The organism is Streptomyces sp. NRRL B-3229 (genome assembly GCF_000719505.1).
GTDB lineage: Bacteria > Actinomycetota > Actinomycetes > Streptomycetales > Streptomycetaceae > Streptomyces > Streptomyces griseorubiginosus.
Map to the genome: position 1 here is coordinate 43,897 of NZ_JOGP01000005.1, position 17,961 is coordinate 61,857.

Genomic DNA, 17,961 nt, shown 5'->3' on the forward strand with positions numbered 1-17,961 from the left:
CTAGGCCGAGCCCAGCTTGCGGAAGTCCCAGGACACGATCTTCTCGGGCGTCAGCCGTATCCACGCGTGCCGGCCGTCGTGCGGCATCTCCTCCAGACGGAAGTTCTTGCGCGCGAACAGGGTCTCGGGGACGTCGAGTTCGGCACACAGCTCACCGGTGCGCGGCGCCTCGCCCACGAAGTCCACGGTCCCGGACAGCTCGACGCCGCGCAGTTCGTCGTACTCCTCACCGGTGTCGACCACGATCGCGACCCGTGGATCGCGGCGCAGATCGGTCCAGCGCTTGCTGCGCACGACGGAGTACAGCCACATCGACGTGCCGTCCCAGGCGAACCACAGGGTGCTCACGTGCGGGGCACCGCCGCCCGAGACCGTGGCGACCCGGCAGGTGCGCTGGCTGGTCAGGAACTCGTCCAGCTCGCCCGGCGTCATCATGATCTTCCGGCCTCGGCGCTGAGTGACGGTCATGCATCCCCCTCTTTCTCTCACGTCGTGTCAGAGGAGAGATCCTCTGACATCACGTCAGAAAAGGATGGGTCGTCTTCCGTCCGCACGCAATGGTCGCTACTGTCACCGGCTCCGGCCACCCGCGACGAGGGGGAACCGTGCCGTCGTACGGACAACTCAGCCAGCTCCTCGCTCCCGAGGCCACCGTGCTGCTCACCGTCGAGTGCCAGCAGGGTGTCGTCGGACCCGAGAGCGCCCTGCCCGAACTCGCCCGCGAGGCACGGAAGTCGGGCGCGCTCGCCAACGTCGCCCGGCTCGTCGCCGCCGCCCACGAGAGCGGGGTGCAGGTCATCCACGCGATCGCCGAACGCCGTCCGGACGGGCGCGGCGCGAACCGCAACGCCCGGCTGTTCCAGGCCGCCGGACGGCTGCCCGTCCAGCAGCTGTCCGGGACCGCCGCGGTGCGGGTGGCGGCCCCGATCGAGGTGAGCGAGGAGGACTTCGTCGTACGGCGGCTGCACGGGCTCTCGCCGATCCAGGGCACCGAGGTCGACGCGCTGCTGCGCAACCTCGGCTGCCGCACCCTGGTGGTGACCGGCGTCTCCGCCAACGTGGCCGTGCCGAACGCCGTCTTCGACGCCGTGAACCGCGGGTACACCGTCGTCGTGCCGAGCGACGCCGTCGCGGGGGTGCCGTCCGACTACACCCCCGTGATGATCCGCCACACCCTCGCCCTGGTCGCCACGATCGCGACCACCGACGAGGTGCTGGGCGCGCTCGGCGGGCCCCGGCGGCCGCGGGTCAGGCCAGCGTGATCGAGTCCCCGCTCACGCTGATCTGCGCGGCCGGCAGCGGCTGGGTCGCGGGCCCCTTCTTGACGCTGCCGTCCTCGACCGAGAAGTGACTGTTGTGGCACGGACACACGATGACGCCGTCGGCCACGCTGCCCACCGCGCAGCCCTGGTGGGTGCACTTGGACGAGAAGGCCTTGAAGGTGCCCGCCGTCGGCTGGGTCACCACCACACCCTTGTCCTTGAAGATCGTGCCACCGCCCTCGGGGATGTCACTGGTCTTCGCCAGTGCGGTGCCGCCGGAGCCGGACGAGGGACTCGCCCCGCCGCCCGCGTTCGCGTCGGCCTGGCTGGTGGACGAGCCTGAGGAGTCGCTGTCCGATCCACATGCGGTCAGCGCGACGGCGAGCCCCGCCGCGCCCACCGCCGCCACCACGGTACGACGGGCAGGTGCCGGAACGGATTGAGGCAGTTCGCTGGTCATGCTGAACGTCCTTCCAGTGCGGAAATCGTGGCTTGTCCAGAGGTACGGCCGCCCGGCGCCCCCTGTTCAGACGGTGTCGAGATCTAAACGTGTTCGAGATCAGGGGCGGGTAAGCCCAAGCTGTCGCTTCGCTGTCGGCCAGTAACCTGGGGCGATGCTCAAGGAAGCCATCGCGACCCGCTACATCACGCCCCTGCGTGAGGGCGGCTCGCTGCCGGGACTCGTCGAGGCCGACGACCGCGGGACGTACGTCATCAAGTTCACCGGCGCGGGCCAGGGCCGTAAGACGCTGGTCGCCGAAGTGGTGGCCGGGGAGCTCGCCCGGCGGCTCGGCTTCCGGGTGCCGCGCCTGCTGACCCTCGACCTCGACCCCGACCTGGGACTCGGCGAACCCGACGAGCGGGTGCAGGAACTCCTCAGGTCCAGCGGCGGCACCAACCTCGGCATGGACTTCCTCTCCGGCGCCCTCGGCTTCGACCCGCTCGCCTTCCCGGTGGACCCCGGGGAGGCGGGCCGGATCGTCTGGTTCGACGCGCTCGTCAACAACGTGGACCGTTCCTGGCGCAACCCCAACCTGCTGTGGTGGCGGAGCGAGGTGTGGCTCATCGACCACGGCGCGACGATGATCTGGCACCACAACTGGCCCGGCGCCGAGAAGTCCGCCGCGCGCCCCTACGACGCCTCGGACCACGTTCTGAGGCCCTTCGCCCCGGACATCGCCGCGGCCGCCGCCGCCCTGGCCCCCCAGGTCACCGAGGACCTGCTCGCCGAGGTCACCGCCGAGATCCCGGACGCCTGGCTGGCGGACGAGCCGGGCTTCGGCACCCCGGACGACCTGAGGCGGGCCTACGTCCGGCCCCTGCTCCAGCGGGCCGCCGCCGTCCACGAGCGCATCACGGGAATCGAGGGGGACAAGTGAGCGAGCGGCACATCCACATGGCCGGCAGCGTGGTCGAGCGGCACGTCATCAAGGGCGGGCGGGTCAGTGAACGGGACGTCTTCGAGTACGTCCTGCTGAAGGTCGTCCCCCGCGTCGAGCGCGGGGAGTGCATCAACGCCGGCGTGCTCGTCTACTGCCGGGCGAAGGCGTACGTCGGGGTGCGCACCCACCTCGACGAGGACCGGCTGCGCGCGCTCGACCCCGCCGCGGACGTGTCCGGCGTCCGGGCCGCCCTCCGGGCCGTCGAGGCGGTGTGCGCGGGTGGCGAGGCGGCCGGGCCCGCCGCGCGCGACGACGCCGGGCGCCGCTTCCGGTGGCTGGTCGCACCCCGCTCCACGGTCGTCCAGCCGGGCCCCGTGCACACCGGACTCACCCTGGATCCGGCGGCCGAGGCGGAGCGCCTTCTCGACCTGCTGGTGAGGTAATGGATCACACCGGTCCCGTGGGACGTTGACACCGCGTGCCAGGGCTTCTAGCGTCACGTCTGTCGAAGGTACTAAGCGGTCGCTCACCGACCTGGTCGGGCCGAACGTTCTCAACGGCGAGGAGAATCAGCAATGTCCACCACTGAGCAGCGGGTAGCCGTCGTCACCGGTGCCGCGCGCGGCATCGGCGCCGCCACCGCCGTCCGACTGGCGGCCGAGGGCCGCGCGGTCGCCGTCATCGACCTCGACGAGGCCGCTTGCAAGGACACCGTCGAGAAGATCACCGCGGCCGGTGGCAAGGCGATCGCCGTCGGCGCCGACGTCTCCGACGAGGCCCAGGTCGAGGCGGCCGTCGCGAGGGTCGTCGCCGAGCTCGGTGCCCCGACGATCCTCGTCAACAACGCGGGCGTGCTCCGCGACAACCTGCTGTTCAAGATGAGCGTCTCGGACTGGGACACCGTCCTCAACGTCCACCTGCGCGGCTCCTTCCTGATGACCAAGGCCGTCCAGAAGCACATGGTCGACGCCGGCTTCGGCCGGGTGGTCAACCTGTCCTCCTCCTCGGCGCTCGGCAACCGCGGCCAGGCCAACTACTCGGCCGCCAAGGCCGGTCTCCAGGGCTTCACCAAGACCCTCGCCATCGAGCTCGGCAAGTTCGGCATCACCGCCAACGCCGTCGCGCCCGGCTTCATCGCCACCGACATGACCGCCGCGACCGCCGCGCGCGTCGGCATGGGCTTCGAGGAGTTCAAGGCCGCCGCCGCCACCCAGATCCCGGTCGCGCGCGTGGGCGAGCCCGACGACATCGCCAACGCCATCGCCTTCTTCACCGGCGAGGCGGCCGGGTTCGTTTCCGGCCAGGTGCTGTACGTGGCCGGCGGACCGCTCGACTAGAGGAAACGGAACATGACTTCGCAGCTCCCCGAGCTCTCGGGCAAGGTCGCGCTCATCACGGGCGCCAGCCGCGGCATCGGTTACGGCGTCGCCGAGGCGCTCGTCGCCCGCGGTGACCGGGTCGTCATCACCGGCCGCAACGAGGACGCCCTCAAGGAGGCCGTCGAGCAACTCGGCTCCGACCGGGCCGTCGGCGTCGCGGGCAAGGCGCACGACGAGGCCCACCAGGCCGTCGCCGTCGAGCGCGCCATGGAGGCCTTCGGCCGCGTCGACTACCTGGTCAACAACGCCGGAACCAACCCGGTGTTCGGGCCGATCGCCGACCTCGACCTCAATGTGGCCCGCAAGGTCTTCGAGACCAACGTGATCTCGGCGCTCGGCTTCGCCCAGAAGACCTGGCACGCCTGGCAGAAGGACAACGGCGGCGCGATCGTCAACATCGCCTCCGTCGCGGGCATCGCGCCCTCGCCCTTCATCGCCGCCTACGGCGTCAGCAAGGCCGCGATGATCAACCTCACCCAGCAGCTCGCCCACGAGTTCGCGCCCAAGGTGCGGGTCAACGCGATTGCCCCGGCCGTCGTGAAGACCAAGTTCGCGCAGGCTTTGTACGAGGGCCGCGAGGCCGAGGCCGCCGCGTCCTACCCGCTGGCCCGGCTCGGTGTGCCCTCCGACATCGGCGGCGCCGCGGCCTTCCTCACCTCCGAGCAGTCCGACTGGGTCACCGGCCAGACGCTCGTGGTCGACGGCGGCATCTTCCTCAACGCCGGCGTGGGCTGACCTTCCCTGGCTCGGCACGGGCGTCCGTTGACAGCGACGGCGCCCGTGTCGACGCACAAAAGCCGCACAACGGCATCACAGGGTCATCACCAGGACGGTGATCAAGCAGCCTGTGGACGAACCGGTTGAGTGTGCGCGGCCCTGCGGTATGTTTTGCCGACTCTCGGCACGGCATTTCGAGGAGCGAGCGCGTGTTCATGCGGAACCGATACCTGCCGCCTTTCGCGGCCCTCGTGTCCCTTTCCACGGTGGCCGGATGCGGTGTGTTCTCCTCGGGCTCCTCCGACGACGGCAAGACGATCGTCGTGGGGACCACCAGTGCCCCGGCCACGCTGGACCCGGCGGCCTCCTGGGACAACTCCTGGGAGCTGTTCCGCAACGTCTACCAGACGCTCCTCAACTACTCGCCCGGCGGCTCCGACCCCGAGCCCGACGCCGCCGAGCACTGCGAGTTCACCGACACGTCGAGCACCGTGTACAGCTGCACGCTGCGCGAGGGGCTGAAGTTCTCCGACGGTCACCCGCTGGACGCCCAGGCGGTCAAGTACTCCTTCGACCGCATCAAGAGGATCAACGTCAACGGCGGCCCCGCGGGCCTGCTGGGCACCCTCTCCCGGGTCCAGACCAAGGGCGACCGCGAGATCGTCTTCCACCTCAGCCAGCCCGACGCCACCTTCCCCCTGGTGCTCACCACGCCCGCCATGTCGATCGTGGACCCCGAGGAGTACTCCGCGACCGCGATCCGCAAGGACGGCAAGATCAACGGCTCCGGGCCGTACCGCCTCGACTCCTACCAGGAGGGCGAGAAGGCCGAGCTGGTCCGCAACGACCACTACAAGGGCATAGCGGACCTCCAGAACAACGCCGTCACCATCCGCTACTTCTCGCGGTCCGACGAGATGGTCAAGGCCCTCAAGGACAAGGAGATCGCGGTCGTCTACCGGGGCCTCGGCGCCTCCGACACCGTGGACATCGAGGTCAACCAGCGCAAGGAGGGGCTCCAGCTCGTCGAGAACCCCACCACCGAGATCAGCTACCTGGTGTTCAACCCGAAGGACCCGTGGTCCGCGAAGCCCGCCGTCCGCAAGGCCGTCGCCCAGGTCGTCGACCGCCCGGCCCTCGTCCACTACGTCTACAAGGACACCGTCGAACCGCTGTACTCGATGGTCCCGGCCGGACTGACCGGCCACACCACGGGCTTCTTCGACGACTTCGGGGACCCCAGCGTCCCCAAGGCCAGAAAGCTCCTCAGGGACGCGGGGATCACCGAGCGCGTGCCGCTGACCCTCTGGTACACCAGCGACCGCTACGGCTCCACGACCAAGCCCGCCTTCGAGGAGCTGAAGAAGCAGCTGGAGTCCTCCGGCCTGTTCACGATCACCCTCAAGAGCCGTCCGTGGAAGACCTACGTCGCGGGCTACCAGAACGGCGAGTACCCGGTGTTCGGGCGCGGCTGGTTCCCCGACTTCCACGACGCCGACAACTTCATCTCCCCCTTCGTCGGCAAGCAGAACGCCCTCGGCACCCCGTACGACGCCCCCGAGATCACCGGCAAGCTGCTGCCGCAGTCCCGCGCGGAGAGCGACCGCGGGGCCGTGGGGCCGCAGATCGAGGAGGCCCAGCAGGTCTTCGTGAACGACGCGCGGCTGGTCCCGCTGTGGCAGGGCAAGCAGTACGTGGCCGCGAGCGAGGAGATCGCGGGCCTCGAGAAGGTCATCGACCCGGCGACCATGATGACGATGTGGGAGCTGTACTGGAAGACCAGCTGGTAGGTCCCGGATTCCGGGGCGATCGCGGATTCCGGGGCAGCCGCGGATTCCGGGGCGGGCGGCGGCGATTGTCAGTGGTCGGTTGTAGGTTCTGAAGCCTGCAAGAAGGCTTTCGAGCCCGTAAGTGACCGCACATCGTGAGGAATTGACGTGACCGACATCGCCATGCTGCCCGAGTCCTGGCGCGGGGTTCTGGGCGACGAGCTCCAGCAGCCGTACTTCAAGGAGCTGACGGAGTTCGTCGAGGACGAGCGGGCGAAGGGTCCCGTCTACCCGCCGCGCGAGGAGGTCTTCGCCGCGCTGGACGCCACGCCGTACGACCGGGTGAAGGTGCTGATCCTCGGCCAGGACCCTTACCACGGCGAGGGGCAGGGCCACGGGCTGTGCTTCTCGGTCCGGCCCGGTGTGAAGACCCCGCCTTCCCTCCGGAACATCTACAAGGAGATGAAGGAGGAGCTGGGCACCGAGATCCCGGACAACGGCTACCTCATGCCGTGGGCCCAGCAGGGCGTCCTGCTGCTCAACGCGGTGCTCACGGTCCGTGCCGGTGAGGCCAACTCCCACAAGGGCAAGGGCTGGGAGAAGTTCACCGACGCGGTGATCCGGGCGGTGGCCGAGCGGCCCGACCCGGCGGTCTTCGTGCTGTGGGGCAACTACGCGCAGAAGAAGCTCCCCCTGATCGACGAGAGCCGGCACGTGGTGGTCAAGGGCGCGCACCCCTCCCCGCTGTCGGCGAAGAAGTTCTTCGGCTCCCGCCCCTTCACCCAGATCAACGAGGCGGTCGCCGCACAGGGCCACGAGCCGATCGACTGGACCATCCCGAACCTGGGCTGACGTTCGTCACCGGGTCGGTGGGACGGGGGAACGACCCGGGGGCGGTTGTTCGGCCGGCGGCGGGCGCAGGTGAGCGGTGATGTCGCAGATGGGCGTACCGGAGCACGCGCCGTCGGCATGAACCCTCGCACAGGGCCTAGCGTCGGGAGGGACAGCGAGACAGTCGTACGAGGCCCGGAGGACTCTTTGACGGAGCGACAGGAGCAGGCGGTGCCGGATGCCGTGATGACGCGGATCGGGCAGGTCGTCATGCTGTGTCACGCGGGGGACCGCGAGGAGGCCCGGCACCGTTACCTGGCCCTGTGGGCGGAGATCGGCGAGGACGGCGACCCGCTGCACCGCTGCACCCTCGCGCACTACATGGCCGACGCCCAGGACGACCCCTGCGACGAACTCGCCTGGGACCTCAGAGCACTGACGGCCGCCGAGGAACTCACCGACGACCGGCTCATCCGTCACGAGGGCGCGCTCGCGGTGCGCGCTCTGTACCCCTCCCTGCATCTGAATCTGGCCGCGGACTACGTGCGCCTCGGCCGCACCGACGCCGCCCGCTCCCATCTGCGCCGCGCCCGTAGAGCCTCGGCCGAGCTCGGGGAGGACAGCTACAGCGACGGGGTACGGGCCGCGATCAGCAGACTGGAGCTGCGGCTCGGCGAAGGTGGCGGCGGCGACGGGTGGGGGCCGCCGCGGCAGCGGCCCTGACCCGCCGGCGGCCGTACTGCTGTTCGGTCGGCCTTAACCCAGACCGGCGCGAACCCGGACCGGCGCGAACCCGGACCGGCGCGAACCCGGCTCAGCCGAAGCCCCGCCCAGCCACAGTCCCGGCTCAGCCGAAGCTCCCCAGCCGCCGACCGGTTCCTCAGCGCGGGTACGTCTGGTCGCAGATGACCGACTCCGTGCTGCCCTCCTGCCAGCGCCCGTACTTCCTGCCCAGCGCGCAGACGTCCTTCTGGCTCCTGGGGACCGACTTGGGGATCGACGTGGTCACGTCCGGGATCTCGACGCGCGGCAGCCGCGGGTGGCGTACGTCCGAGTGCCGCCGCTCGGGTGGCGCCGCGTGCACGGGGTGCTCCGGACGCGGGTGTTCCGGGTGTCGGTGCTCCGGTCGTACGGCGGCCGCCGCGGTCCCGGGGGTCGCGCGCGGCGCGCCTCCGCCCGGCTTCGCCGACCGGGACGGGTCGATCATGGACAGGGCCTCCTGGGCCGGAGCCTGCACGATCTGCGGCTCCGCCTGACCGTCCGGCCGGGCGTCCCCCGAACCCGGCAGCCGGGAGGGCGACGTGGTGGGCGGCGGCCCGGTCACCGGTGGACGCTGGATCGTCACACAGCCGGTGAGGGCCGAGACAGCCACGGTGACCAGGAGCGTTGCGGTAGTCGTGGTTCGATGCACCCGCGTCACTCTGCTGGTTCGGACGACCCGGGCGACAGCGGACAAGCGGAGGTTGCCCCGCACGGGTGATCTCCGTGCCCGTACGGCGTGCTCATGCCTCCCGATGCTGACGGCACCGGCCTCCCGGCACCGGCCTCCCGGCACCGGCCTCCCGGCACCGGCCTCCCGGCACCCGCCTCCCGGCACCCGCCTCCCCGGCACCCGCCTCAGTCGCCGGTCGAGCCGTCGATGCGCTCGCGGATCAGGTCGGCGTGCCCGTTGTGACGGGCGTACTCCTCGATCATGTGGGTGTAGAGCCAGCGCAGGTTGAAGCGCTCGCCGGTCCTGCCGTGCTTGCCCACGGTGACGTCGTCCAGGCCGAAGCGGGCGGTGTTCTCGCGGGCCCTGTCGATCTCGGCCTGCCAGGTGCCGTACGCCTCCTGCCAGGTGTCGGCCTCGGTGAGACGGAACTCGCCGTCCGGGTCGGCCTCGCTGTAGTAGATCGGTCCCGCGTCCTCGTCGGTCAGGACCCGGCGGAACCAGCTGCGCTCCACCTCGGCCATGTGCCGGACCAGGCCCATCAGGGACAGCGTGGACGGCTCCACCGAGGCGGTCCGGAGCTGGGCGTCGGTCAGTCCTTCGCATTTCCAGGCGAGAGTGCCCCGGTGGTAGTTCAGCCAGCCTTCCAGCATGGTGCGTTCGTCGGCGGTCGTCGCGGGTTCGGTGCGCTCGGTGCTCATGGCCGCATCCTCCCCCGGGGATGCACCGGCCACCAACGATTTCGCGGCCGCCCGTATGCTTCCGGCAAGGCCCCGCAGACAACCGTTGGAGGAGTCCACGTGAAGGTCGGCTGCATCGGACTCGGTGACATCGCGCGGAAGGCCTACCTCCCGGTGCTCGGCGGCCGGCCCGACGTCGAACTGCACCTCCAGACGCGCACCCCGGCCACCCTCACCAGCGTCGCCGACAGCCTGCACCTCCCGGCCGACCGGCGCCACGCCGACCTCGACGCGCTGCTCGCCCAGGACCTCGACGCGGCCTTCGTGCACGCCCCGACCAGCGCGCACCCCGACATCGTCGAACGGCTCCTCGATGCGGGCGTACCGACCTACGTCGACAAGCCGCTCGCCTACGAACTCGCCGACTCCGCGCGGCTGGTGGCGCTCGCCGAGGAGCGGAACGTCTCGCTGGCGGTCGGGTTCAACCGGCGGTTCGCGCCCGGGTACACGCAGTGCGCCGAGCACCCGCGCGAGCTGATCCTCATGCAGAAGAACCGGATCGGGCTCCCCGAGGAGCCGCGCGCGATGATCCTCGACGACTTCATCCACGTCGTCGACACCCTGCGCTTCCTGGTGCCAGGCCCGGTCGACGACGTGACGGTACGCGCGCGCGTGCGGGAAGGACTGCTGCACCACGTCGTGCTCCAGCTCGCCGGGGACGGCTTCACCGCGCTCGGTGTGATGAACCGGCTCAGCGGGTCCGCCGAGGAGATCCTGGAAGTGTCCGGGCAGGACACCAAGCGGCAGGTGCTCAATCTCGCCGAGGTCGTCGACCACAAGGGCCAGCCGACCGTGCGGCGGCGCGGCGACTGGGTGCCGGTGGCCCGGCAGCGCGGCATCGAGCAGGCCGTGTTCGCCTTCCTCGACGCCGTGCGGGCGGGAAAGGTGCTCAGCGCCCGGGACGCGCTGGCGACCCATGAGCTGTGCGAGCGGGTGGTACTCGCGGTTCAGGAGCGCTCCGCCTGAGCCGGAGCGTGCGCAGGCCGTCGGTGGCGCACCACACCAGCAGGACCAGCAGGGCCAGGTGCACGGTCCAGTCCCCGAAGCGGACGTACGGCGTCGTGCCGTCGGCCAGCGGTACGTCGTACACGCGCGCGGTGCTGGCGTCGGTGCCGACCCACTGCCCGACGCGCCGGCCGCTCGCGTCGTAGACCGCGGAGACCCCGGTCAGGGTCGAGTGGACCATCGGGCGGCCCGTCTCGGCGGCGCGCAGGGCGGCGAGCGAGGCGTGCTGCTCGGGGGCCCAGCTCCGCTGGAAGGTGGAGGTCGCCGACTGGGCGATCAGCACCTGGGCGCCGTCCTCGGCGAGATGGCGGCTCATGTCGGGGAACGCCGACTCGAAGCACACCATCGGACCGACCTTCAGGCTGTGGCCGACGTCCATGACGACCTGCTCGGAGCCGTGCCTGCGGTTCTCGCCGGCCGCCTTGCCGACCGAGGTGGCCCAACCGAGCAGCGAGCGGGCCGGGATGTACTCGCCGAAGGGGACGAGCCGCATCTTGTCGTAGCGGTCGCCGGTGAGCCCGTCGGGGCCGACGAGGACCGAGCTCTTGTAGATGCCGGGCTTGTCGGAGCGCCGGGCGTCGACGTTGACCAGGATGTCGGCGCCCGTCTCCTGGGAGAGCCCGGCGATCCGCTGCGCGAGGTCGGGGCGGTCCCCGAGGTCGAAGCCGACGCTGCTCTCGCCCCAGACGATCAGGTCGACGTCCTTCCCGGCGAGGTCACGGGTGAGCCGCTCCTCGCGGGCGAAGCGCTGGTCGGGGCCGTTGATGACACCGGGCTGGACGACCGCGATCCGTGTCGTGCCCCCGCTGTCGGGGCGGGGCGCCCCCACCCAGGCCGCCGAGGTCACGGCGGCCGTGGCGACGAGGCCCGCCACCGCGGGGACCCGGGAGGCACGGATCGTCACCAGCACGGCGACACAGACGTTGAGGGCCACGATCAGGAAGCTGATCAGCCACACGCCGCCGACCGAGGCGATCCGCAGCGCCGGTTCGACCTCCCACTGGCTGGCGCCGAGCACGCCCCACGGACCGCCGAGGCCCTGCCAGGAACGGACCAGTTCGATGCCGAGCCAGCCCGACGGCAGTACGACGACGGCCGCGGCCGTCCGGCCACGCGAGGGCGTCCCGGCCAGGAAGTGCCGCACCAGCGCGCCCCAGGGGGCCCACAGCACGCCGAGCAGGGCGCCGATGACGAAGATGAACACGTTCAGGCTCGGCAGCAGCCAGTGGTGCATCCCCACCATGAAGCCGAAGCCGCCGGCCCAGCCGTCGTAGGCCGCCCGTTTCGCCGTCGGAGCCGAGCGGATCAGCGCGATCCACGGGACGAGGGCGACGTAGGCGAACCACCACAGGGACGGGGCGGGGAACGCGAGCAGGGGCAGGGCGCCCGCCAGCACGGCGACGGTCGTGCGCCGCCACGGGGAGGCGAGCCAGTGGCCGAACGTGTTCATACGGCGCCTCCTACCCCGTGAGTGTCATCGGTGATCGTGGGGTTGACGATCCGACGGGCGTCGGTTCAGTTGATCACAGGTGCCGGACGCGGGCCGGGCAGACGCCGCCATTTCTCCTGGACGACGACCTCGCGCATCCGCCAGCCGTCGTCGGTGCGCCGGAGGTCGAAGGCGTAGCGGCCCCCGCAGACGAAGTCCGGGGCGGTGGCGTCCGTGCCGGCCAGGCGCATCGGGTTGAGGTAGTCGGCGCGGACGCGGGCCGTGTCGCCGGTGTCCTGCTCCAGGGTGCCGAAGCGGACCCGGCGGTTGACGATCAGGTGCTGTCGCATCGAGAACAGCCCCAGGCTGTCCGCGAGCCAGGCGGCGACGCCGTCCGCGTCGCCCTCGACCCCGCCCGCCGAGCGGTAGTCGGCCCGTCCGTCGGAGGTGAAGAGTCCTCGGTACGCCTCCCAGTCGCCGTCGTCCACGGCGGCGGCGTAGTCGGTGACGAGTGCGTCCACGGCCAGCCGGTCCATCACGGTCGCGAGCTCCACACGCTGCGTCATCGGCTCAGTGTTGGGCATGGGGCGAGCGGCGGCTAGGGGCGTGCGGGGACATTCGGTGGGTGGGGCGGCGCGGGGTGGGCCGGGTCAGTCCTCTGCCAGGACGTCTGCCGGCCAGGCGGCCGAGTGCGGGCCGAATCTGTTCTCGGCGGCTAGGGCGACCAGGCGGGCGTTGCGGGCGTCGGCCTCGGGGCCGTCGGCGAGGTGGTAGTCGTGGCCCGCGCGGGCGGAACTGGTCTGCACGGCCGTGGCGGCGGGCAGGCGCCTGCGGACGTAGTGGTCGAGGGCGTCGGGGACCTCGCCGGGTGCCGTGCCGGTGAGACTGTCGCCGAGGACGGCCGCGTCCATGACGGCCTGGGCGGCGCCCTGGGCCTGGAACGGCACCATCGCGTGGGCGCTGTCGCCGAGCAGGGTGACCCGGCCGAGGCTCCAGCGGCTGAGCGGGGCGCGGGTGTGGATGCCGTAACGGAAGACCTGGCCCGCCCGTTCGAGGACGGTCAGCAGGCGGGGGTCCCAGCCGGCGAACGTGCGCAGTTGCTCACCGGGTTCCGCCGGCGCGGTCCACGACTCCTCGGCGGGCCGGTGCGAGCCGAACACGGCGACGACGTTGAGGAGTTCACCGCGGCGCAGCCAGTAGTGGACGACATGGCCGCCCGGCCCGAGCCAGCCGGCGTACTCCGGCAGGTCGAGGTCGGCGACCTCGGCGGCGGGGAGCAGGGCCCGGTAGGCGGCGGTGTGCGAGAACAGCGCCTCGTCCGCGCCGAAGAGCCACTGGCGGGCGGCGGAGCGGATGCCGTCGGCGGCCACGACGAGGTCGGCCTCCAGGTGTTCGCCGTCCGCCATGGTCACCCGGGCAGACTTGTCGTCCTGGTCGATCCCCACGACGGCGGTGGCCAGGCGCAGGGATCCGGGCGGCAGGGCGGCGACCAGGGCTTGTTGCAGATCGGCCCGGTGGACTTGGAGGTACGGCGCCCCGAACTCCTCCTCCGCCTCGGGGCCGATGACGTAGCGGCAGATCTCGGAGCCGTCGGACCAGGTGCGGAAGCTGACGTGGTCCGGGCGGGTGGACTGCTGCGCGACGGCGTCGAGGAGGTCCAACCGGCGCAGTACGCGGGTGGCGTTGGGGGCGAGCTGGATGCCGGCGCCGATCTCGGTGAGCCGCCGCGCCCGCTCGACGAGGATCACGTCATGGCCGGCCCGACGCAGGCTCAGGGTCGCGGTCAGTCCTCCGATGCCGGCGCCCACGACGATCGCTCGCATGACGAACCTCGCTTCGAGGGGGCCCGGGGGTGGGTCCGGCCAGGGTAGCGGAGCGAACTGTGAGACTGTGCAGGGCATTTGGGCCCTGTGATCGGGGCTCGGCTCAGGCCGCTTCGATGATGTCGGCGCGGATCGCGGCCGCCCACTCGACCACCAACAGCTCGTACTCCGCGCGCTCCTCGGACGACAGGGTGCCGCCGGCGCGCATCCAGAGCGCCCGGATCTGCTCGTTCACTTCGGCGGCAGACCGCACGGAACCAGGGATCACGGAATCGGGGGACATGCGCCCAAGCCTAGGCGCAAGAACTGACAGTCCGCTACCGGACGGCTACGCAGAACGCGTGCGATAGGTCACGGGAACCGGGTCGGCCACCCCGCGATCGAGCCTCCGCCCAGCCGGCCCAGGTCACGTACCGGCGTCCCCAACAGCTCCGTCAGCCCGCCGACTCCGCCGCGTGCGGGCTCAGGACCCCCGTCGTGACCAGGGCGATGATGACGATGCCGAGGGCGATGCGGTACCAGACGAAGGGCATGAAGCTCTTGTTGGAGATCCACTTCATGAACCACGCGATGACCGCGTACCCGCTCGCGAAGGCGATCACCGTGGCGAAGATCGTGGGGCCCCAGGACACGTGGTCGCTCTCCATCGCGTCCTTCAACTCGAAGAGGCCGGAGGCGAGCACGGCCGGGATGGCGAGGAGGAAGGAGTAGCGGGCCGCCGACTCGCGCCTGTAGCCCATGAAGAGGCCGCCGCTGATGGTCGCGCCGGAGCGGGAGACGCCGGGGACGAGGGCCATGGACTGGCAGAAGCCGAAGATCAGGCCGTCCTTGACGCCCAGGTCCTCAAGTCCCTTGCGCTGCTTGGGCGCGCGGTGCTTGCCTCCGGTCTCGTCGCGTGCCGCGAGCCGGTCGGCGACGCCGATGACGATGCCCACGACGATCAACATCGTGGCGGTGATGCGCAGATCGCGGAACGGCCCCTCGATGTGGTCCTTGAACAGCAGCCCCAGCACACCGATCGGGATCGAGCCGACGATGACCAGCCAGCCCATCTGGGCGTCGTGGTCGCTGCGCAGCTCCTTCTTCACCAGCGAACGGCTCCACGTCGAGAGGATCCGCCCGATGTCCTTGCGGAAGTAGATCAGCACGGCGGCCTCGGTGCCGATCTGGGTGATCGCGGTGAAGGCCGCCCCGGGGTCCTCCCAGCCCGAGAAGGCCGCGGTCAGACGCAGATGCGCGCTGGACGAGACGGGGAGGAACTCGGTCAGTCCCTGGACGAGTCCGAGGATGAGTGATTCAAACCAAGACATGAAGTTACGGCGTCCAAGTGCTGGTCGAGTGGAGGGAGTCGGGCACGCCGCATCACCGGGAGCGGTGATCGGGGTACGGGGGAAGCGTAGCGTCCCGTGCCGACAGCTCCGCCACAGGGGCGGTCAGGCGGCGGCCGTGGGACCGCTCACCGTCCAGCCGGGGGACTGCGGGTGGGCCGTCAGGTCCTCGTGGGCCACCGCGCTCCCGCAGACCGCGCAGGAGACGACCGGCAGCAGTTCGTTGCCGCAGCTGTGCTCGACGACCATGGGCCGGTCGTCGTCCCCTCGCAGATGCCGGTCGCCCCACGCCATGAGCGTCAGCAGGACCGGCTCCAGCTCCAGGCCCGCCCGCGTGGGCCGGTACTCGAAGCGCTGCGGCCGCTCGCTGTAGACCTGCTTGGTCAGGATCCCGGCGTCCACGAGCCGGCGCAGCCGGGTGGCCAGGATGTCGCGCGGGGCCCCGATGTTGCGCACCAGCTGGTCGAAGCGGCCGTTGCCCAGGCAGACCTCCCGCAGCACGAGCAGGGAGTACTTCTCGCCTACGAGCGTCAGGGCGTCGGCGATCGAGCAGGGGCGCGGGTCCTTGGTGGCGGCCATGTGCCCAGTCTAGGTGAGGGTTTGCTTTTCCAACTCACGGAGTTATGGTGAGTTTGATTTTCCTACTCGCTGGTAGCCCCGTGGAGGCCCGCACCATGCGTGACGCAGTGATCGTCGAAGCCGTACGCACTCCCATCGGCAAGGGCAAGCCGAACGGCGCCCTCGCCCATGTGCATCCCGTCGAACTCCTCGCCCACACCCTGCGCACCCTCGTGGAGCGCTCCGGCGTCGACCCGGCGCTCATCGACGACGTCATCGGCGGCACCGTCGACCAGGTCGGCGAGCAGGCCATGAACACCACCCGCTACGCGGCCTTGTCCGCCGGCTTCCCGGAGAGCGTCCCGGCCACCACGGTGGACCGCCAGTGCGGCTCCTCCCAGCAGGCCGTGCACTTCGCCGCCCAAGGAGTGATCGCGGGTGCCTACGACATCGTCGTGGCCTGCGGGGTCGAGTCGATGAGCCGCGTGCCGATGTGGTCGAACGTCCCCGAGGGCAAGGACCCCTTCGGGCCCGGCATCGCCGCACGCTACGAGGAGGGACTGGTGCCGCAGGGCATCAGCGCCGAGCTCATCGCCGCCAAGTGGTCGATCACCCGCGAGCAGATGGACGCGTTCGCCGTCTCCTCCCACCACAAGGCCGCCGCGGCCTGGGAGAAGGGCCTCTTCGACGCCGAGCTGGCACCCCTGGACGGAGTCTCGCGCGACGAGTGCGTCCGCCCGGGCAGCACCCCCGAGATCCTCGCCGGCCTCAAGCCCGCCTACTACGACCCGCACTTCGCCGAGCGCTTCCCCCAGATCGAGTGGAACGTCACCGCGGGCAACGCCAGCCCTATCAACGACGGCGCCTCGGCGGTGCTCGTCATGTCCGGCGAGACCGCCGAACGGCTCGGTCTGCGTCCCCTGGCCCGGCTGCACTCGTTCGCCGTCACCGGCTCCGACCCGGTCCTCATGCTCACGGGAGTCGTCCCGGCCACGGAGAAGGTCCTGCGCAGGGCTCACCTCACCCTCGACGACATCGACCTCTTCGAGGTCAACGAGGCCTTCTCCAGTGTGGTCCTGGCCTGGCGGCAGGAGACGGGCGCGGACCTGGCCAGGGTCAACGTGCACGGCGGTGCGATAGCGCTGGGCCACCCCTTGGGCGCGAGCGGCACCCGCCTCACCACGACCCTGGTGCACGCCATGCGGGAGCGTGGGGCGCGCTACGGGCTCCAGACCATGTGCGAAGCGGGCGGCTTGGCCAACGCGATGATCCTGGAGCGGGTCTGAAGGCACATCGTGTGTCTGCTGCGCCGTCGTGGCTGGTCGCTCAGTTCCCCGCGCCCCTGAAGGGGCGCTCAGCGCGCACGCAGATGGTGCCGCTTGCGCCAGGCCACCACGGCCCCGGCCAGCCCCGGCAGGGCGATCGCGGCCATGGCGATCAGGAAGGCGGGTGACGTGGGCGCCGAGGCCCGCGCGCCCGCGACGACATACGCGGCGGTGTTCGGAATCGACCCGAGCGCCGTCGCGACCAGGAACGGTACGTACCCCATCCGGGAGACGGCGGCACAGTAGTTCGCCGCCCAGAACGGCACCCCGGGAAACAGCCGGGCCGCCAGCATCGACCGGAACCCGTGCCGGCTGAGCTGCCCGTCCGCGGCCTTCAGCCACCGCCCCCGCAGCAGCGGCCGCAGCGCGTCCTGACCGAGCACCCGGCCGAGACCGAAGGCGACCCCCGCCCCGAGCACTGTCCCGGCGAGCGCCGAAGCGAGCCCGAGCTGTGAGCCGAAGAGCGCGCCCGCGGCGAGGTTCAGCAGCGGCCGGGGCACGAACGCCACCGTGCACAGCCCGTAGGCCACCCCGAACACGATCGCGGCCGCGATCCCGCCGAGCTGGGGCGGCCAGCCGTCCGAGAGCAGTCTCTGCGGTTCGAAGAGCAGGACCGCGGTGGCGGCCCCCGCGAGCAGGGCGATCAGCAGGGAGAGCCGGGCCCACGGCGACAGCAGCACTCTCGAGCAGCGGGCGGTGAGACCCACCGGAGCCGGGACGGGGAGAGCGAGCTCCGTGGCGATGGCCGGGGGAGTGGCCGTGGCGGTGCCCCCAGAGCGGGTGGTGGCATCGAGCATCCTGTGACGGTAACCGACCCGGACGGGTGATCGCCCTACGGATGCCGCCGGTTGTGCGGAGGAACGGCGACGGGCGGCCGTGAAAAACCGTTCGACGTGGGACGACGGGTGGGACATGATCTGCGTCATGTTCCGGTACGCCTTCGCTCTCGCAGCATCCGCAGTCGCGGATGCGCCGAAGGCTGCC

The 17,961-nt window shown here is 71.0% G+C and carries 21 protein-coding genes; 10 read left to right on the plus strand and 11 right to left on the minus strand.

Annotation, left to right across the window (positions count from 1 at the left end; translation table 11 throughout):
• Nucleotides 1–468 (minus strand): pyridoxamine 5'-phosphate oxidase family protein, encoded by a 468-nt coding sequence (locus IF54_RS0108770; RefSeq protein ID WP_030316245.1) that lies wholly within the window; start codon nucleotides 466–468, stop codon nucleotides 1–3.
• 137 nt (nucleotides 469–605) lie between these two features.
• On the opposite strand from IF54_RS0108770, the gene IF54_RS0108775 reads away from it, so the two are divergent.
• Nucleotides 606–1,262, plus strand: coding sequence for a cysteine hydrolase (locus IF54_RS0108775; RefSeq protein ID WP_030316247.1), 657 nt, complete (start codon nucleotides 606–608; stop codon nucleotides 1,260–1,262).
• On the opposite strand, the gene IF54_RS0108780 is transcribed toward IF54_RS0108775, so the two are convergent.
• On the minus strand, nucleotides 1,249–1,722 hold the full coding sequence (locus IF54_RS0108780) for a Rieske (2Fe-2S) protein (RefSeq protein ID WP_030316250.1): 474 nt from the start codon (nucleotides 1,720–1,722) through the stop codon (nucleotides 1,249–1,251). The genes IF54_RS0108775 and IF54_RS0108780 overlap by 14 nt on opposite strands.
• Nucleotides 1,723–1,876: 154 nt before the next feature.
• Here IF54_RS0108780 and IF54_RS0108785 point away from each other — a divergent pair, with 154 nt between their 5' ends.
• From IF54_RS0108785 to IF54_RS0108815, 7 genes are all read left to right on the plus strand, one after another.
• On the plus strand, nucleotides 1,877–2,641 hold the full coding sequence (locus IF54_RS0108785) for a HipA family kinase (protein WP_030316251.1): 765 nt from the start codon (nucleotides 1,877–1,879) through the stop codon (nucleotides 2,639–2,641).
• Nucleotides 2,638–3,087 (plus strand): DUF3037 domain-containing protein, encoded by a 450-nt coding sequence (locus IF54_RS0108790; RefSeq protein WP_037819627.1) that lies wholly within the window; start codon nucleotides 2,638–2,640, stop codon nucleotides 3,085–3,087. The genes IF54_RS0108785 and IF54_RS0108790 overlap by 4 nt, the downstream gene beginning before the upstream one ends.
• A 132-nt stretch (nucleotides 3,088–3,219) precedes the next feature.
• Nucleotides 3,220–3,981 carry a 3-oxoacyl-ACP reductase FabG gene (gene fabG, locus IF54_RS0108795; protein ID WP_020140547.1) on the plus strand — a complete coding sequence of 254 codons (762 nt, stop codon included), beginning with the start codon at nucleotides 3,220–3,222 and terminating at the stop codon, nucleotides 3,979–3,981.
• A 12-nt stretch (nucleotides 3,982–3,993) separates the two neighbouring features.
• A complete protein-coding gene (locus tag IF54_RS0108800) occupies nucleotides 3,994–4,758 on the plus strand; it encodes an SDR family oxidoreductase (protein ID WP_030316255.1) in 765 nt (254 codons plus the stop codon).
• Nucleotides 4,759–4,949: 191 nt separating this feature from the next.
• A complete protein-coding gene (locus tag IF54_RS0108805) occupies nucleotides 4,950–6,530 on the plus strand; it encodes an ABC transporter substrate-binding protein (RefSeq protein ID WP_030316257.1) in 1,581 nt (526 codons plus the stop codon).
• Nucleotides 6,531–6,677: 147 nt separating this feature from the next.
• Nucleotides 6,678–7,361 carry a uracil-DNA glycosylase gene (locus tag IF54_RS0108810; RefSeq protein WP_030316258.1) on the plus strand — a complete coding sequence of 228 codons (684 nt, stop codon included), beginning with the start codon at nucleotides 6,678–6,680 and terminating at the stop codon, nucleotides 7,359–7,361.
• 186 nt (nucleotides 7,362–7,547) lie between these two features.
• Nucleotides 7,548–8,063: a hypothetical protein gene (locus IF54_RS0108815; RefSeq protein ID WP_030316259.1), complete on the plus strand. Its 516-nt coding sequence runs from the start codon at nucleotides 7,548–7,550 to the stop codon at nucleotides 8,061–8,063.
• A 157-nt stretch (nucleotides 8,064–8,220) separates the two neighbouring features.
• Here the strand turns inward: IF54_RS0108815 and IF54_RS0108820 are convergent, their stop codons facing one another.
• Both IF54_RS0108820 and IF54_RS0108825 read right to left on the minus strand, forming a co-directional pair.
• A complete protein-coding gene (locus IF54_RS0108820) occupies nucleotides 8,221–8,712 on the minus strand; it encodes a hypothetical protein (protein ID WP_051735368.1) in 492 nt (163 codons plus the stop codon).
• Between the two features lie 245 nt (nucleotides 8,713–8,957).
• Nucleotides 8,958–9,470 carry a DinB family protein gene (locus IF54_RS0108825; RefSeq protein ID WP_030316261.1) on the minus strand — a complete coding sequence of 171 codons (513 nt, stop codon included), beginning with the start codon at nucleotides 9,468–9,470 and terminating at the stop codon, nucleotides 8,958–8,960.
• A gap of 99 nt (nucleotides 9,471–9,569) precedes the next feature.
• Between IF54_RS0108825 and IF54_RS0108830 the strand changes: the two genes are divergently transcribed.
• Entirely contained in the window at nucleotides 9,570–10,475 is a 906-nt protein-coding gene (locus tag IF54_RS0108830; RefSeq protein WP_030316262.1) for a Gfo/Idh/MocA family protein, read from the plus strand.
• On the opposite strand, the gene lnt is transcribed toward IF54_RS0108830, so the two are convergent.
• From lnt to IF54_RS0108860, 6 genes are all read right to left on the minus strand, one after another.
• On the minus strand, nucleotides 10,399–11,964 hold the full coding sequence (lnt, locus tag IF54_RS0108835) for an apolipoprotein N-acyltransferase (protein ID WP_030316264.1): 1,566 nt from the start codon (nucleotides 11,962–11,964) through the stop codon (nucleotides 10,399–10,401). The genes IF54_RS0108830 and lnt overlap by 77 nt on opposite strands.
• A 65-nt stretch (nucleotides 11,965–12,029) precedes the next feature.
• On the minus strand, nucleotides 12,030–12,509 hold the full coding sequence (locus IF54_RS0108840; protein ID WP_037819631.1) for a nuclear transport factor 2 family protein: 480 nt from the start codon (nucleotides 12,507–12,509) through the stop codon (nucleotides 12,030–12,032).
• 84 nt (nucleotides 12,510–12,593) lie between these two features.
• Nucleotides 12,594–13,766, minus strand: a complete 1,173-nt coding sequence (locus tag IF54_RS0108845) for an FAD-dependent monooxygenase (RefSeq protein ID WP_030316268.1) — start codon at nucleotides 13,764–13,766, stop codon at nucleotides 12,594–12,596.
• A 103-nt stretch (nucleotides 13,767–13,869) separates the two neighbouring features.
• Entirely contained in the window at nucleotides 13,870–14,049 is a 180-nt protein-coding gene (locus tag IF54_RS41005) for a hypothetical protein (protein ID WP_030316269.1), read from the minus strand.
• Between the two features lie 151 nt (nucleotides 14,050–14,200).
• The gene (locus IF54_RS0108855) at nucleotides 14,201–15,076 is read right to left on the minus strand and encodes an undecaprenyl-diphosphate phosphatase (protein WP_030316271.1); all 876 of its coding nucleotides are present in this window, start codon (nucleotides 15,074–15,076) and stop codon (nucleotides 14,201–14,203) included.
• 123 nt (nucleotides 15,077–15,199) lie between these two features.
• Nucleotides 15,200–15,673 (minus strand): winged helix-turn-helix transcriptional regulator, encoded by a 474-nt coding sequence (locus IF54_RS0108860; RefSeq protein WP_030316274.1) that lies wholly within the window; start codon nucleotides 15,671–15,673, stop codon nucleotides 15,200–15,202.
• Between the two features lie 95 nt (nucleotides 15,674–15,768).
• On the opposite strand from IF54_RS0108860, the gene IF54_RS0108865 reads away from it, so the two are divergent.
• Nucleotides 15,769–16,938: a thiolase family protein gene (locus tag IF54_RS0108865; protein ID WP_030316276.1), complete on the plus strand. Its 1,170-nt coding sequence runs from the start codon at nucleotides 15,769–15,771 to the stop codon at nucleotides 16,936–16,938.
• Between the two features lie 68 nt (nucleotides 16,939–17,006).
• Here the strand turns inward: IF54_RS0108865 and IF54_RS0108870 are convergent, their stop codons facing one another.
• Entirely contained in the window at nucleotides 17,007–17,774 is a 768-nt protein-coding gene (locus IF54_RS0108870; RefSeq protein WP_030316277.1) for a TVP38/TMEM64 family protein, read from the minus strand.
• Nucleotides 17,775–17,961 lie beyond the last annotated feature (187 nt).

What these genes read in the sequence shown, in the direction of transcription:
- IF54_RS0108770 (WP_030316245.1), bottom strand. Translation starts at nt 468, where the DNA reads ATGACCGTCACTCAGCGCCGAGGCCGGAAGATCATGATGACGCCGGGC.
- IF54_RS0108865 (WP_030316276.1), top strand. Translation starts at nt 15,769, where the DNA reads ATGCGTGACGCAGTGATCGTCGAAGCCGTACGCACTCCCATCGGCAAG.
- IF54_RS0108840 (WP_037819631.1), bottom strand. Translation starts at nt 12,509, where the DNA reads ATGACGCAGCGTGTGGAGCTCGCGACCGTGATGGACCGGCTGGCCGTG.
- IF54_RS0108855 (WP_030316271.1), bottom strand. Translation starts at nt 15,076, where the DNA reads ATGTCTTGGTTTGAATCACTCATCCTCGGACTCGTCCAGGGACTGACC.
- lnt (WP_030316264.1), bottom strand. Translation starts at nt 11,964, where the DNA reads ATGAACACGTTCGGCCACTGGCTCGCCTCCCCGTGGCGGCGCACGACC.
- IF54_RS41005 (WP_030316269.1), bottom strand. Translation starts at nt 14,049, where the DNA reads ATGTCCCCCGATTCCGTGATCCCTGGTTCCGTGCGGTCTGCCGCCGAA.
- IF54_RS0108785 (WP_030316251.1), top strand. Translation starts at nt 1,877, where the DNA reads ATGCTCAAGGAAGCCATCGCGACCCGCTACATCACGCCCCTGCGTGAG.
- IF54_RS0108870 (WP_030316277.1), bottom strand. Translation starts at nt 17,774, where the DNA reads ATGCTCGATGCCACCACCCGCTCTGGGGGCACCGCCACGGCCACTCCC.
- IF54_RS0108825 (WP_030316261.1), bottom strand. Translation starts at nt 9,470, where the DNA reads ATGAGCACCGAGCGCACCGAACCCGCGACGACCGCCGACGAACGCACC.
- IF54_RS0108780 (WP_030316250.1), bottom strand. Translation starts at nt 1,722, where the DNA reads ATGACCAGCGAACTGCCTCAATCCGTTCCGGCACCTGCCCGTCGTACC.
- IF54_RS0108860 (WP_030316274.1), bottom strand. Translation starts at nt 15,673, where the DNA reads ATGGCCGCCACCAAGGACCCGCGCCCCTGCTCGATCGCCGACGCCCTG.
- fabG (WP_020140547.1), top strand. Translation starts at nt 3,220, where the DNA reads ATGTCCACCACTGAGCAGCGGGTAGCCGTCGTCACCGGTGCCGCGCGC.
- IF54_RS0108845 (WP_030316268.1), bottom strand. Translation starts at nt 13,766, where the DNA reads ATGCGAGCGATCGTCGTGGGCGCCGGCATCGGAGGACTGACCGCGACC.
- IF54_RS0108800 (WP_030316255.1), top strand. Translation starts at nt 3,994, where the DNA reads ATGACTTCGCAGCTCCCCGAGCTCTCGGGCAAGGTCGCGCTCATCACG.